A 13,912-nucleotide genomic window follows, 5' to 3' on the forward strand; every position below is an offset into this window, starting at 1 on the left:
ATACAGAGTGTGTACGATATCGTCACGTTACACCATGATCGTGCAAGAGCGAAGAAGGGGATAAAAAGATGAAAGACGTGCTATTCGTTGCTGCGGGCGGAGCGCTTGGAACCTCTACCCGTTATGGTCTGCAATCGCTGCTGCCTGCGGCGGGTGCGGATTTTCCACTTGGTGTGCTGCTAATCAATTGGATCGGCTGCCTGTTTCTGGGTTGGTTCTTTACGGTAACCTTGCGATCATGGCGGATCAAGCCGCGATTGCGACTTGCCATCGGAACAGGCTTTACAGGGGGCTTTACCACCTTTTCCACCTTTGCAGTGGATGCTGTCCGCCTCACGGTTCACGATCGTATGCTGACGGCTGTGTTGTACCTGCTGCTTAGCGTAGGCGGAGGGCTGTTTTTGACATGGACAGGTATCCGCCTAGGTTCAAAAATGACGCAGGCTGCTCCCAAGGAGGAACGCTTATGATCTGGTGGGCAGCGGCAGGCGGTATCGTGGGTACACTGGCGAGATACGGGCTTGGCATGTGGGCCGGAAAGAGGTTTGGTACCGCATTTCCGTGGGGGACGTGGATCATTAACGTCAGCGGTTCATTGCTGCTAGGCTGGCTCTATGGCGAGTTTACGCAAAACCATTTGTCTCCTGCACTCTGGATGCTGCTAGGAACAGGCTTTTGTGGCGGCTACACCACCTTTTCCACATTTGGCTATGAATCTCTTCAACTGATGGAGCGTAAAGAATACCGACGCATGGCTACGTATGTACTGTCCTCTGTCGTGGTAGGAGTTGTAGCTGCGGCTATCGGGTACAGAGTCAGTTAAGCTTTATACATTTTCGAAATAACACGTAAAAATGCAATAAAAAGCTTCCAATCCCGTACTCAAGGCATTTTCAGCCGTGATAAGGTTTCGGAAGCTTAGTGCTGTACCTATACAGCTATTTTTTATCTCGTTCTTTGTACAATTCAGGTAAAAGGGATTCAAGTTCAGGTCTTGGATCAGGATCAGACAACTTCATTTCCTCCAGCGTTTGGACGGCAATCCGTAGCACAGTATAATCCCTATACCAACGGTTGTCTGAAGGAACGACATACCAAGGAGCTTGTTTGGTTGCGCTTAGCTCTAATACATCCTCATAATACTGGGTATATTGCTTCCAAAATTTTCGTTCCTGCAAGTCACTTGGATCGAGTTTCCAGTTTTTGTGAGGCTTTTCAATCCGGTCGATCAGCTTTTCTAACTGAAATTGCTTTGAAATATGTAAAAAGATTTTAACCACCTTTACACCATTATCCAGCAACAACTGTTCAAAATGCTTGATATGCTTAATATTCCGTTTGGCCTGCTTATCGGATATCTGTCCGTGAACACGTGTAATCAGCACATCCTCGTAATAAGAACGGTTAAATGCTGCAATATATCCACGTCCTGGGGTAACGCTATGAGCACGCCACAAGAAATCATGACTTAATTCCTCAGCCGTAGGTGATTTAAAGCTGTGGACAGTCACCCCCGCAGGGTTAAGGTTGGAAAATACCTGTTTGATGACGCCATCTTTGCCGCTGCAATCCATACCCTGAAATACAAACAAAACGGATTGTTTTTTCTCTGTAAATAATTTGCTTTGTAATTCCGTGAAGCGTTCCTTCAATTGATCTGTTTCCAGTCGGATTTCTTCTTTATTTTTGATATTTTTTGTATCCTTGGGGTCCCATTCTTTCAAAGAAACTTTTTTACCCGGTGTCAGCATTCCTAATGAATCAGACATAAAGGCACGCTCCTTTTCAATTGAAGTATGATCTTGTCTACATCATATACCCAAATGAGGATGTTATCAAAAGTTCCTTATGTATTAATGGTCTTTCAAGTTAATTCGAAAAGGATTACATAGGGAAGAAGTTAGAAGTCCATTGTAGCGATCTTATTTAAATATGACGGTTCCTATTTTAAATGGGAAGCATACCAATGGATTAAAAAAGGGACGTGCATACACCATGGAAAATTTTTTGCAAGGAATGTTTGTCCAGCATGACAGACATCATAAAGAGCAGATTATCAATTCTTTACAAGCCATTACTAAAAACATCTTTCATTAAAAAAGTCGCCTCCCAAATCTGGAGAGACGACTTTTTTAATTCCCTGCTATATCAATGCAAAATGGTCATTTTATTTAAACTGTTTCAGGCTGAAGTTTTTCAACCTTATCAATGGTTCCGCCACCCAGACAGCGTTCCCCGTCGTAAAATACAACAGCTTGTCCAGGCGTAATGGCCTTTTGATGTACATCGAATATGACATGCACGGTTCCATCCGCAAGCCATTGTAAAGTTACTTGCTGATCAGGTTGGCGATAACGGAACTTGGCTGTGCAACGGAATTCGCTGGTCGGACGAGTATCTGCGCCTTCAATCCAGTTCACGTCCGTTGCAATCAGGCTGGTAGAATACAGACTGTGGTGACGATCACCTTGTACCACATACAGAATATTCTTCTCCAGATCCTTATCCGCTACAAACCACGGTTCGCCTGAACCCGATCCGCCAATGCCCAAGCCTTGTCGTTGACCCAGTGTATAGTACATCAGACCATCGTGACGTCCTTTGACTTCACCAGTAGCGATATCCACCATGTCTCCACCTTTTGCAGGCAGATATCCACTCAGAAACTCCTTGAAATTACGCTCGCCGATAAAGCATACGCCTGTGCTGTCTTTCTTCTTGGCCGTATACAGTCCCGCAGCTTCCGCAATTTTACGTACTTCTGGTTTCGGCAGATGACCGATGGGAAACATCGCTCGGGACAACTGTGTTTGGCTTAATGCATTCAGGAAATAAGTCTGATCCTTGTTGCTATCCACACCTCGCAGCAAAGTAAAGTGGCCGTCTTCTTCCACAACCCGTGCATAATGTCCAGTAGCAACATAATCTGCTCCCAAATCCAGCGCTTTATTTAGAAACTCGCCGAATTTAATTTCACGGTTACACATGACATCCGGGTTGGGTGTGCGTCCAGCTTTATATTCATCAAGAAAATAGGAGAATACTTTATCGAAGTATTCTTTCTCAAAATTGACGGTATAGTAAGGAATGTCGATCTGTTCACAGACACGGCGCACATCCTCCGCATCCTCCTCAGCCGTACAACGGCCAAATTCATCCGTGTCATCCCAGTTTTTCATGAAGATGCCGATTACGTCATAGCCCTGCTCCTTCAGCAGCAGCGCGGTAACGGATGAGTCGACGCCACCGGACATCCCGACGACGACACGGGTTTCATGATTGGCTTTAGCCATGGTCATCACCCAATTCTTTCAATATTGTTGTAGAACCCACCTATTGTAACATAAACGATAATAAGATACGATGTTTGGACGATCAAACGACACGGCGAACGATGGAAGAAAGCTATATAAAATAGGCTAAAGCTGTTCCAAATGGCTCGAAAGCAACTTTTTTTAAGATTGTTACCGTAATGTTTCCCTTTACCTGCCCTAATATGTTAACATAAGCTGAGGGTTAGGATCGGAATAGAGAGGTTTACAACACCAGTTATTCCGCGTGTTTAACGGAATTGTTACTATAAGTGAGGTGGCACAATTGAAAATATCAACGAAGGGCCGTTATGGCCTGACCATTATGATGGAACTTGCAGCCAGGTTTGGCGAAGGTCCAACTTCTTTGAAAAGTATTGCCGAAAAAAATCAGCTGTCAGAGCATTATCTGGAACAGCTCATCGCGCCTTTGCGTAATGCAGGTTTGGTAAAAAGTATCCGTGGTGCTTACGGCGGTTATATTTTGGCGAATGAACCGGCAGGAGTAACAGCGGGAGACATCATTCGTGTACTGGAAGGTCCGATATCTCCGGTAGATTTCACGGAAGAAGACGATCCGGCAAAACGTCAGCTGTGGCTGCGGATTCGTGACAGCATCGCTGAAGTGTTGGATTCTACTACACTTAAGGACTTGATCACATACCAAGAACATGATGAATTGGACAATTACATGTTCTATATTTGAGGTGGATTAACATGAACAGAATTTATCTGGATCATGCCGCATCGACTCCTATGCATCCTGAGGTTGCGCAGACTATGATGGACATCATGACCGGCCAATATGGCAACGCTTCGAGCGTTCATGCCTTTGGCCGCGATGCCAAGCGCACCGTCAGCGCTGCTCGGGATGCCGTTGCGGCCTCTTTGGGCTGCAAGCCTGAAGAAATTATATTTACGAGCGGAGGGACAGAAAGCGATAATCTGGCCCTGTTTGGGACGGCTACGGCAGACGGCCGTACTTCCGGGCATATGATTACAACCGCGGTTGAACATCACGCAGTGCTTCATGCTTGTGATGAGCTGGAAAAAGCGGGGTATGAGGTGACTTATGTCCCGGTCAACGGTTTTGGACGCGTGAACCCTGCGGATATCGAGGCTGCCATTCGTCCGGACACTTTTTTGATCAGCATGATGTATGCCAACAATGAGGTGGGCGTCATTCAGCCGATCTCAGAAGTAGGGCAGATTGCGAGAGAACATGGCATTGTATTCCATGTAGATGCGGTTCAAGCTTACGGTCATATATCCATCGACTGCTGGAATCTCCCAATTGACTTACTGAGTGTGTCGGGTCATAAGATTAACGGACCACAAGGGGTGGGTGCATTATATATCCGCCAAGGTACACGCATTCAGCCGCTAATGCATGGGGGACTTCAGGAAAAGAAACGCCGTGCCGGGACAGAAAACATCGCCGGTATTGCGGGTCTGGCTAAAGCCGCAACTCTAGCTAATGCTTCCATTGAGGAGCGTGGGGTGCACGATACGGTTCTTCGCCAGACACTACTTAAAGGGTTGGAAGACACTCTGGGTAGCCAAAATTTTGTAATTAACGGTGATCCTGATCATTCTTTACCTAATGTCCTTAATGTTAGCTTTCCGGCCATTGGTACAGAGACCATGCTGATGAACCTTGACATGGAAGGAATCGCAGTAGCAAGCGGATCAGCCTGTACTTCCGGATCTCTAGAGCTATCGCATGTATTGCAGGCGATGGATCTTCCTGAAGATGTTTTACATTCAGCGATTCGGTTTAGCTTCGGTTTGGGTAATACTACGGAAGAAATGGAATACACGGCCAAGAAAATTGAAACCATATGGAAGCGGCTGCGTACTAGGTACTAGGGATTTCTCCGCATTTTAATAAGAAGGGAGGGGCGGTTTTCCATTTCATTGCATGAACGGAAGCAAGGTCTGACAGGCATGTAGGAAAAGGACCGCACCTTCGTTCGGATTGCAGAATGAGGAGGTACCCTATATATGAAGCTTCAAGATATGATCGGACTTGCCGTTTTCGATGTGGAGGACGGGAAGCAGATTGGTAAAATACATGACTTTATGGTGACAGCTGATTGGCGGATCACAGGGATCGAGTTGGAAGGAAAAGGGCTTTTTTCTTCTCACGTGAAAATGGTTGCTTGGGATGACATCGTTGCTTACGGTGAGGATGCGATCATGATTCGCAATCAGCAGGCTGTCCGTAAAACGGAGGCCCATGATATACAACATACGTACTTGCTTGGACCCGGTAAACTGAAGGATCTATCCGTGCTAACAGAGGAAGGGCTTATGCTCGGGCACATCTCGGATGTTTATTTTGACCAGGAAATGGGCAATAACATAATAGGCTTGGAAATCAGCGATGGTTTTGTATCGGATATTATAGAGGGGCGGAAATGGCTGCCCTGCACCGAAGATATGTCCATCGGGGAAAATGCTGTTATGGTTCCCCCGTTAAGCGAGCAGCGTCTGGAAAAAGCCATATATTCTGTTAATGGATAGGGTGAGTTTATTGAGATGTCCGAATTGTAATTCCAAAGATATCGGCAAAATCGGCTCCCATCAATTTTATTGCTGGGGATGCTTTATCGAACTTCAGGTGAATGGTGAAAAAATGTCTGTCTACCAAGTGGAAGAGGATGGAACGCTCAGTTCGCTGGACGACCTATTCTTTGGAGATGAGATGGCACAACAGGACTTGCCGCAAATTCATGCTTCTTCCTAAGCTTGACACCGAAAGTGGACAGGCTGCTTGCTAAGAGGTGTGATCTACATACGCTTAGTAGGTTGGATAATGCTTGATAAAAACAACGAAGAGGGTGCCCCGAACGGCCATATTGGCTGGGGCACCCTCTTTTGTATACCGTTTTTGTGAAGATGGTTAGTTCTACAATTTAAAGCGTTTGACCTCTTCCAATAAAAGATCTGCATGAGAATCGAGTTTGGCAGAAAGGTCGGCAATATTGTTCATGGCATGACCTTGTTCTTGCACAGAGGAAGCCACTTCCTCTGTAGATGCTGCACTTTGTTCAGAAACAGCGACAACGCTGGAAATGACATCGGAAATATGTCCAGCATTCACACGGAGATGATCTGTAGCGGCGGTAACGTCCTCAATTTGGGCAAGCATATGCTGAGAAGCCCCACGAATGGATTCAAACGCCTGTCTCGTTGCAATGGCAGCATGCTCCTGTTCTACAGTTACAGCAAGAGCCTTCTTCATTTCCTCCGCGCTTTGTACTCCTGCAATTTTAATTTCTTCCAGCTTACTCATGATACTGTCACTGGAACTGCCCGCTTGCTCAGCCAGCTTTCTCACTTCTCCCGCGACGACGGCAAAACCTCGTCCGTGTTCTCCGGCCCGTGCCGCTTCGATGGATGCATTGAGGGCCAGCAGGTTTGTTTGTGCGGCGATATCGTGGATGGCCCCGGCCAGCCGCTCAATATCCTGAGTTTTCAGCGCGAGCGAATCTACGGCTTCTCCTGCCGCAGTCGTCGTTTGTCTGGACTCGGCGGCCAGTTTCGCTTGACGTTCTGCTGTTTCATACCCTGCAAGCACGGCAGAATCTGTTTCGAAAACGGCAGTTTGGGTCCGTTTAACACTTTCGCCAATCTGGTCGATGGAGCCTGTCATGTGAGTCAGCTTCTCAGAGCCGGAATATACAGCTTCAGCCTGATCGCTCGCTCCTTGGGCAAGCTCCTGAACTGCACTGGAGATTTGTGACGCGATGGTTCCAGTATCCTTAGCGTGCTGATGCATATCATGGGAAGCTGAGCTGACATCGCCCGCCGTATCTGATACCTTGCGCAACAGGTGAGAGAGATTATCAGACATGATATTAAAATCTGTCCCCAGGCTGGCAATTTCATCTTTACCTTTAACATCCACACGAGCGGTCATATCGCCTTCAGCTATACGTTTGACATTCGCTTGGAGTCTGCGAATCGGCTTAATAAAGTTGTTTGCCGCCCAGATCGCCAGCAGCATAGCGACAACCAAGATGATAGCAACCGTTATAATCAACATATTACGAGTGGAGTAATACTCCTGAAAAGCAATATCTTTGGAAATGGACAACCCTACAATCCAGCCTGTGCTAGGCATCTTTTTAAAATAAAGCTGACGGTCACTACCATTATAGCTATAGTCTGTTTCTCCCGAAGCTGCGCTCAGCAGGGCCGCGGTTGATGAACCCAACTCGGGATTGTCCTTGAGGTTTTTGCCAGCCAGCTTGTTGTCTGGGTGCGCGATCACGGCTCCATTTTGGTCAATCAAAAATGCGTAGCCCAATCCGTTCAGGTCTATGCTTTTAATTATTTTTGTCATATCGTTGAGCATTATATCCTCGCTGACCACACCAGTGACGGAGCCATTCGAATTTTTGAGAGGCTTCGCAATAGAAATGGTGAAATTCGTACTATTTGCATCAATGTACGGGGACGAGTAATACATTTCTCCCTTGGTTTTGGCATCCTTGTACCACGGTCGAGCGCGAGGATCATAACCTGCTTCAAACCAGCCAGATCCATCCCAGTAGGCTCCATCTTCAAAGCCTGCGTAAATATTGGAAATATTTTGATCTTTATAGTTTTGAAAAGCTGCCTTCAGAGATACGGCTTTGGCATCTGATGAAATATCGCTGGATTCCAGACCTGCAGCCAATGTTTCAATAATTTTGGCATTACCACCTATCCATCCGTCGAGCTGATTGACGGTTTCGGAGGTTTTGCTGTTCATAAGCTCTTGGATATCATGATTGGCCTGATTTTTAACGCTTGTCATGCTAATGATCGACAATGGCCCAGCTGCAACGATAACAATGCAAGTGAAAAGGAGAATAAGCTTGATTTTTAAGTTCATGTAACGACCCCCGATGTTTCAGAAATGTGAAAACTTAAAGTAGTGCTTTGTACTTATATCGTCAGATGGAATGACTTTGTTAATTGTTTTCATCCGTTTTCATCATTTTTTTACAATGGTAATCTATGGGGCATTCCAGACTCGCGGGAAGGATTAAAGTAGAGGTACAGGCATATACTTAAAGGAGGCTAGTCCAGTAAGGGGGCACGAAATGGAGCAATTAACGAAAAGTAGACTGTTCCGGTACGGAATATGGACGCTGCTGGGACTTGTCATTCTATATTTTATCTGGCTGCTGCGACCTTTGTTTTTGCATTTGTATGAATTTCTGAAAACAATCATTGCTCCGTTTGCGGTAGCGATGATCATCTCCTATGTACTTAATCCGGTTGTCAGTATGCTGGGCGGTCGCAAGGTGCCTCGAAGCGTAGCTGTGCTGCTCATCTATGCTGTGTTTTTAGCCAGTCTCGTTGTGATTCTGATGAACCTGATTCCGATGTTCATTGAACAACTAGATGAGCTGAATGAGCATCTGCCTGAGCTGACCATGCATGCACAAGGATTAATGACGAATATGGATAGCGGCATTTTGCCCCAAGGGGTGCGAACGGGTATGAATCAATGGTTTTTCCAACTAGAGAATCGGATGGCAACAGGGATTTCTAACTTTATGGATAACATCGGCGGGATGATCAATATGCTGTTCAATGTGTTCATTGTACCGTTCCTCATTTTTTATATTTTGAAGGATTTTGATGTGTTCGAGCGGACGATTGTGTCTTACCTCCCGCGTTCTCGTCGCAAGGCGATTGTAACGGTACTTAAGGAAATTGATCAGGCGCTTGGCAACTATGTCAGGGGACAATTACTGGTATGCGTCATTATTGGAGTGATGGCTTATCTCGGATATATGCTCATTGGCATGCCTTATGCGCTGTTGCTGGCAGGAGTGGTTGCGATTTTTAACATCGTTCCGTATTTGGGCCCCTTTTTGGGAGCCGCTCCGGCAGTAGTCATGGCTTCTACGGTCTCCTTAAAAATGGTGCTTTTGGTCGTGGTCGTTAACACCTGTATTCAAGTGTTGGAGAGCAATGTCATTTCTCCCCAGGTGGTGGGACGAACGTTGCATCTGCATCCGATAGCCATTATTTTCGCTCTGCTAGTGGGTGGGGAAATTGCGGGAATTACCGGCTTGATTTTAGCGGTTCCCGTGATGGCAGTTTTAAAGGTAGGACTTCAGCATTTTTTTGCTTATTACGTGAAGCGGAAAACAATCTGATTTTGTCCATACACCGTATGTATCTTGTCTGAAATCGCGTTGACACGGCTAAATGACACGGATATACTGAGTTGAGTATGTTTAAATGTGTTTATCCAGTAGGGAAAGCTCATTTCGAAGTGCGGGCTGAACCCGCCGGGATGCTCCCGTTACCAGTGAAAACAAGGCGATCGATCGTCCGTTAAGCAAATGTTGGTGTGCAGCTTGCGCATGGGCATTTCGTACAGAGGGGACGGCGTTAACCAGGGTGGTACCGCGATACAATCGTCCCTGATCCGTTCAGGGGCGTTTTTCTGTTTTTTTATGGCCTGTGCCAGGAACCAGTGACACCATAATTAGGAGGCTACTTATATGAAAGCTAGTGAAATCCGCTCCAAATGGCTGGAGTTTTTTGAAAGCAAGGGACATGTGATTGAACCAAGCGCGCCGCTTGTTCCACATAAAGATCCTTCCCTGCTGTGGATTAATGCGGGTATGGCACCGCTTAAGCCTTATTTTGACGGACGTGTGAAGCCAGAAAATCCACGTATTGCCAATTCGCAAAAATGTATCCGGACGAACGACATTGAGAATGTCGGCAAAACGCGCCGTCATCACACCTTTTTCGAAATGCTCGGCAACTTTTCCATTGGTGACTATTTTAAGGAAGAAGTCATTACATGGGCATGGGAGTTTCTGACGGATCCAAAATGGATTGGTTTTGATCCAGAACGTCTGGCTGTAACTGTGTATCCTGAGGATGAGGAAGCGTACAAGCTGTGGAACGAAAAAGTTGGACTTCCTGCCGAGCGTATCATCAAATTGGAAGATAACTTCTGGGATATCGGTGAAGGCCCTTGTGGACCTTGTACGGAAATCTTTTATGATCGTGGCGAAGCCTACGGCAGCGACATGACGGACCCTGAAATGTATCCGGGGGGAGAAAATGAGCGTTATCTGGAAGTGTGGAACCTCGTATTCTCACAATTCAACCATAACAAAGACGGTAGCTATACGCCGCTTCCAAACAAAAATATTGATACAGGGGCTGGATTAGAGCGTTTTGCATCCATTTTGCAAAATGTGGATTCCAACTTTGATACGGATATCTTCCAGCCACTAATCCAAAAAACAGCGGCGATGGCGGGAGTAAAATATAACGAAAATGTGGACAGTGACGTGGCTCTTAAGGTTATTGCTGACCATGTCCGCACCGTAGCTTTTGCAATTGGTGACGGTGTGCTGCCTTCTAATGAAGGACGGGGTTACGTGATTCGCCGTTTGCTGCGCCGGGCTGTGCGCTATGGAAAAATGCTGGGCATGAACCGTCCATTTATGTTTGAGCTGGTGGAAACCGTTGGGGATGTCATGGGTGTGTATTACCCTGAGGTAGTGGACAAGCGTGATTTCATCATCAAAGTGATCAAAACGGAAGAGGAACGCTTCCATGAAACACTGACAGATGGATTGGCAATTTTGTCCGATATCAGTGCTCAGGCGAAGGCCGAAGGTCGCAATGTCATTAGCGGAGCAGATGCTTTCAAACTGTATGATACGTACGGGTTCCCATTCGATCTCACAGAGGATTATGCGAACGAGCAGGGCTTGAAAGTAGACCGTGAGGGCTTTGATGAAGCGATGCAGGAGCAACGAAAACGTGCCCGTGATGCTCATCAGGACAGCGCGAGCATGAAGATTCAGGGCGGAGCTTTGTCCGATCTGGCGGTTAAAAGTGAATTTGTTGGATATAATGACCTCGTAACTGAGTCTAAAATAGTGGCGATTGTATATGAAGATGTACTGGTGGACAGTGTTAGTGAAGGGCAGTCTTGTCAGGTCGTGCTGGATGTGACTCCTTTCTATGCCGAAAGCGGAGGACAAGTCAGTGACCAAGGCTTGCTGCGTGGAGGTACGGTAACTGCGAAGGTCGAAGGGCTGTTTAAGGCGCCACAAGGTCAGCATGTGCATCAGGTTGTTGTAGAAGCCGGTGAGTTGAACGTGGGCGATACGGTGAAAGCAGAAGTAGATCAAGCTTCACGTGGAGAAATTGAGAAAAACCATACGGCTACACATTTGCTTCACAAAGCGCTTAAAGAAGTGCTGGGTGACCATGTCAATCAGGCGGGTTCTTTGGTTGAGCCTGGGCGTCTGCGTTTTGACTTCTCCCATTTTGGAAGCATTACACCAGAAGAGCTGGCGGATATTGAACTGCGTGTAAACCGTGCCATCTGGAGCCAACTGGACGTTAATATTGAATTGAAACCGATTGATGAAGCCAAGGCTCTCGGAGCAATGGCGCTGTTCGGTGAAAAGTATGGAGATATCGTACGGGTCGTTAAGGTAGGCGATTACAGCATTGAACTATGCGGTGGCTGTCATGTCAGCAATACTTCGCAAATTGGCTTGTTCAAGCTTGTCAGCGAGAGCGGCATTGGATCAGGTGTACGTCGTATCGAAGCGGTGACCGGACGTTTTGGCTTTGAATATATGGAAGGTCAATTAGAGCTGTTGAAGGTTTCGGCTGGGCTTGTAAAATCCAAGCTGTCTGAGGTGCCAAAGCGTATCGAATCTTTGCAGCAACAAATTAAAGACCTCAGTCGTGAAAATGAATCGCTGCAAAGCAAGCTGAGCGTTATTGAGGCGGGCCAGCTGACCGATCAGGTCGTGCAAGTAGGCGGGGTGCAGCTGTTGGCTGCACGTGTGCAGGCTTCCAGCATGGATGCGTTGCGTGCGATTGCTGATGAACTGAAAGGGAAACTTCCGGCTGCTGTGCTGGTGCTCGGCGCTGCAATGGACGACAAAGTTAATTTTGTCGTAGCAGTTCCGGCAGAGCATACCAAGGCTGGACTTCATGCAGGCAAGCTCGTGAAAGAAATTGCTGCCGTATGCGGTGGCGGTGGTGGCGGACGACCTGACATGGCGCAAGCCGGTGGTAAGGATGCCAGCAAGCTGGACGAAGCACTTCAACGTGCGCATGAACTGGTGTCGGCAGCCTCACAAGGATAAAGTTCGATAATTTTTGCGGATTTTTGGGAAAAAACGGGCTTAGATATTTCCTTGTAGGGCTTTGCTTATGGTATGATGTAAAAGAATAAGCTGGCATAAACATGTACACATGTTTTGTGGAAGCGAGGTGTCAACAATGGATTCCATGGACAAAACGGTCAAATTTAATGTCAAGGCAGATGAGAAGGAAGCTTCTGCTCAGGAGATTTTGTTGACCGTATATGATGCGCTGGTGGAAAAAGAATACAATCCGATCAATCAAATCGTCGGCTATTTGCTATCCGGTGATCCGGCTTATGTGCCACGGCATAATAATGCCAGAAGCCTGGTACGTAAAAAAGAGCGCGATGAGTTGATTGAAGAGTTGGTTCGTTTCTATCTCGCCAAGCACCGTTAGGAGACAGGCATGAAAGTAATGGGATTGGATTACGGGGATCGCCGAATTGGGGTCGCCGTAAGTGATGCCTTCGGCTGGACCGCCCAAGGATTGGAAGTCATAGAACGACGCGGTGACGACAGTGAGTTCGGTAAAATTGCAAATTTAGTTCGTGACAATGAGGTGGGCGAGGTTGTTGTAGGTTTGCCAAAAAACATGAACGGAACCGTGGGTCCACGCGGTGAGATTTGCATCGAGTTTGCGAACCGACTCAAGGAGTTACTGGGTTTACCCGTTCACCTTTGGGATGAACGGCTGACGACGCGTTCGGCGGAGCGTACGCTTCTGGAGGCCGACGTCAGCCGAAAAAAACGCAAGCAGGTGGTAGATAAACTGGCCGCAAGCCTGATCTTGCAAAACTATTTGGACGCACACAGTACAAGGTGAGGGGGATTTCGTAATGGCTGAAAATCAAGTGGGTATGGAAGAAGAGCCGGAAATTATTTATATTGCCGATGACGAGGGCAACGAGGAAGAGTTCGAGGTCATTATGAAGTTTGAGGTAGATGGTTCCGAAGCGAAGTACATGATGGTTGCGCCAGTGGACCCTGAAGCTGATGAGTCCGATGTGTACGCCTTCCGTTACGAGGAAGAAGGCGATGATATTAAATTGTTTGTGATCCAAGACGATGCCGAATGGGAAATCGTCGAAGAGACCTTTAATACATTTGTAGAAGAAGATGAAGAGGAAGACGGGAAATGACGAGCTATTCACGTGAAGACCTGAGTTGGACCTCTGATTTGAAGGAAACGTTCGACGGCGATGTAGAGCTGCAGGATGAACAGGGCCATGCGATTCGCATGGAATTGGAAGCAGAGTTCAAGGTAGGTGAGCAACGGTACGCCGTATTGCGTAGACCTGGGGCTGCTGTTGGCGAACATGAACTTTACCATGTAAGCTCATCCACAGACGGCGAAATCTCCATCACCACCATTGAAGATGATGATGAGTGGGAAGATATTTCCGAGCTGTACGACGAATGTACGTTGCCGGAAGAACTGTAAGTCTGGATAAC

At 46.9% G+C, this 13,912-nt stretch carries 15 protein-coding genes; 12 read left to right on the forward strand and 3 right to left on the reverse strand.

Annotation, left to right across the window (positions count from 1 at the left end; translation table 11 throughout):
* The first annotated feature begins 68 nt into the window (after positions 1-68).
* Positions 69-470 carry a fluoride efflux transporter CrcB gene (gene crcB, locus NSS66_RS13270; protein WP_069079956.1) on the forward strand — a complete coding sequence of 134 codons (402 nt, stop codon included), beginning with the start codon at positions 69-71 and terminating at the stop codon, positions 468-470.
* The gene (gene crcB, locus NSS66_RS13275) at positions 467-823 is read left to right on the forward strand and encodes a fluoride efflux transporter CrcB (protein ID WP_069079957.1); all 357 of its coding nucleotides are present in this window, start codon (positions 467-469) and stop codon (positions 821-823) included. The genes crcB (NSS66_RS13270) and crcB (NSS66_RS13275) overlap by 4 nt, the downstream gene beginning before the upstream one ends.
* Before the next feature lie 115 nt (positions 824-938).
* Here the strand turns inward: crcB (NSS66_RS13275) and NSS66_RS13280 are convergent, their stop codons facing one another.
* Together NSS66_RS13280 and mnmA are read right to left on the reverse strand one after the other, a co-directional pair.
* On the reverse strand, positions 939-1,769 hold the full coding sequence (locus NSS66_RS13280; protein WP_023989912.1) for a PPK2 family polyphosphate kinase: 831 nt from the start codon (positions 1,767-1,769) through the stop codon (positions 939-941).
* Positions 1,770-2,171: 402 nt separating this feature from the next.
* Entirely contained in the window at positions 2,172-3,293 is a 1,122-nt protein-coding gene (mnmA, locus tag NSS66_RS13285; RefSeq protein WP_023989910.1) for a tRNA 2-thiouridine(34) synthase MnmA, read from the reverse strand.
* 304 nt (positions 3,294-3,597) lie between these two features.
* On the opposite strand from mnmA, the gene cymR reads away from it, so the two are divergent.
* The 4 genes from cymR (at position 3,598) to NSS66_RS13305 (ending at position 6,060) form a co-directional block, all read left to right on the forward strand.
* Positions 3,598-4,017 (forward strand): cysteine metabolism transcriptional regulator CymR, encoded by a 420-nt coding sequence (cymR, locus tag NSS66_RS13290; RefSeq protein ID WP_013311532.1) that lies wholly within the window; start codon positions 3,598-3,600, stop codon positions 4,015-4,017.
* 11 nt (positions 4,018-4,028) lie between these two features.
* Positions 4,029-5,180, forward strand: coding sequence for a cysteine desulfurase family protein (locus NSS66_RS13295; RefSeq protein ID WP_023989909.1), 1,152 nt, complete (start codon positions 4,029-4,031; stop codon positions 5,178-5,180).
* 135 nt (positions 5,181-5,315) lie between these two features.
* On the forward strand, positions 5,316-5,837 hold the full coding sequence (locus tag NSS66_RS13300) for a PRC-barrel domain-containing protein (protein WP_013311530.1): 522 nt from the start codon (positions 5,316-5,318) through the stop codon (positions 5,835-5,837).
* A gap of 10 nt (positions 5,838-5,847) precedes the next feature.
* Positions 5,848-6,060, forward strand: coding sequence for a hypothetical protein (locus NSS66_RS13305; RefSeq protein WP_013311529.1), 213 nt, complete (start codon positions 5,848-5,850; stop codon positions 6,058-6,060).
* 162 nt (positions 6,061-6,222) lie between these two features.
* On the opposite strand, the gene NSS66_RS13310 is transcribed toward NSS66_RS13305, so the two are convergent.
* Entirely contained in the window at positions 6,223-8,196 is a 1,974-nt protein-coding gene (locus NSS66_RS13310) for a methyl-accepting chemotaxis protein (protein WP_023989908.1), read from the reverse strand.
* 211 nt (positions 8,197-8,407) lie between these two features.
* Between NSS66_RS13310 and NSS66_RS13315 the strand changes: the two genes are divergently transcribed.
* The 6 genes from NSS66_RS13315 to NSS66_RS13340 all read left to right on the forward strand — a co-directional run bounded on the left by NSS66_RS13315 (position 8,408) and on the right by NSS66_RS13340 (position 13,901).
* Positions 8,408-9,475, forward strand: a complete 1,068-nt coding sequence (locus NSS66_RS13315) for an AI-2E family transporter (RefSeq protein ID WP_023989907.1) — start codon at positions 8,408-8,410, stop codon at positions 9,473-9,475.
* 351 nt (positions 9,476-9,826) lie between these two features.
* Entirely contained in the window at positions 9,827-12,460 is a 2,634-nt protein-coding gene (gene alaS, locus NSS66_RS13320; protein ID WP_023989906.1) for an alanine--tRNA ligase, read from the forward strand.
* A gap of 136 nt (positions 12,461-12,596) precedes the next feature.
* Complete coding sequence (locus NSS66_RS13325) at positions 12,597-12,857, forward strand: IreB family regulatory phosphoprotein (RefSeq protein ID WP_007431624.1); 261 nt, start codon at positions 12,597-12,599, stop codon at positions 12,855-12,857.
* A 9-nt stretch (positions 12,858-12,866) separates the two neighbouring features.
* Positions 12,867-13,283, forward strand: a complete 417-nt coding sequence (gene ruvX / locus NSS66_RS13330; protein WP_014282932.1) for a Holliday junction resolvase RuvX — start codon at positions 12,867-12,869, stop codon at positions 13,281-13,283.
* A gap of 13 nt (positions 13,284-13,296) precedes the next feature.
* Positions 13,297-13,599: a DUF1292 domain-containing protein gene (locus NSS66_RS13335; RefSeq protein ID WP_023989904.1), complete on the forward strand. Its 303-nt coding sequence runs from the start codon at positions 13,297-13,299 to the stop codon at positions 13,597-13,599.
* The gene (locus NSS66_RS13340; RefSeq protein ID WP_013311522.1) at positions 13,596-13,901 is read left to right on the forward strand and encodes a DUF1292 domain-containing protein; all 306 of its coding nucleotides are present in this window, start codon (positions 13,596-13,598) and stop codon (positions 13,899-13,901) included. Before NSS66_RS13335 ends, NSS66_RS13340 begins: the two co-directional genes overlap by 4 nt.
* Positions 13,902-13,912 lie beyond the last annotated feature (11 nt).

Origin of the sequence: Paenibacillus sp. FSL R10-2748 (assembly GCF_038005565.1) — a bacterium.
Classification (GTDB): Bacteria; Bacillota; Bacilli; order Paenibacillales; family Paenibacillaceae; genus Paenibacillus; species Paenibacillus polymyxa_B.

What these genes read in the sequence shown, in the direction of transcription:
- crcB (WP_069079956.1), top strand. Translation starts at nt 69, where the DNA reads ATGAAAGACGTGCTATTCGTTGCTGCGGGCGGAGCGCTTGGAACCTCT.
- crcB (WP_069079957.1), top strand. Translation starts at nt 467, where the DNA reads ATGATCTGGTGGGCAGCGGCAGGCGGTATCGTGGGTACACTGGCGAGA.
- NSS66_RS13280 (WP_023989912.1), bottom strand. Translation starts at nt 1,769, where the DNA reads ATGTCTGATTCATTAGGAATGCTGACACCGGGTAAAAAAGTTTCTTTG.
- mnmA (WP_023989910.1), bottom strand. Translation starts at nt 3,293, where the DNA reads ATGGCTAAAGCCAATCATGAAACCCGTGTCGTCGTCGGGATGTCCGGT.
- NSS66_RS13295 (WP_023989909.1), top strand. Translation starts at nt 4,029, where the DNA reads ATGAACAGAATTTATCTGGATCATGCCGCATCGACTCCTATGCATCCT.
- NSS66_RS13300 (WP_013311530.1), top strand. Translation starts at nt 5,316, where the DNA reads ATGAAGCTTCAAGATATGATCGGACTTGCCGTTTTCGATGTGGAGGAC.
- NSS66_RS13310 (WP_023989908.1), bottom strand. Translation starts at nt 8,196, where the DNA reads ATGAACTTAAAAATCAAGCTTATTCTCCTTTTCACTTGCATTGTTATC.
- NSS66_RS13315 (WP_023989907.1), top strand. Translation starts at nt 8,408, where the DNA reads ATGGAGCAATTAACGAAAAGTAGACTGTTCCGGTACGGAATATGGACG.
- alaS (WP_023989906.1), top strand. Translation starts at nt 9,827, where the DNA reads ATGAAAGCTAGTGAAATCCGCTCCAAATGGCTGGAGTTTTTTGAAAGC.
- NSS66_RS13325 (WP_007431624.1), top strand. Translation starts at nt 12,597, where the DNA reads ATGGATTCCATGGACAAAACGGTCAAATTTAATGTCAAGGCAGATGAG.
- ruvX (WP_014282932.1), top strand. Translation starts at nt 12,867, where the DNA reads ATGAAAGTAATGGGATTGGATTACGGGGATCGCCGAATTGGGGTCGCC.
- NSS66_RS13335 (WP_023989904.1), top strand. Translation starts at nt 13,297, where the DNA reads ATGGCTGAAAATCAAGTGGGTATGGAAGAAGAGCCGGAAATTATTTAT.
- NSS66_RS13340 (WP_013311522.1), top strand. Translation starts at nt 13,596, where the DNA reads ATGACGAGCTATTCACGTGAAGACCTGAGTTGGACCTCTGATTTGAAG.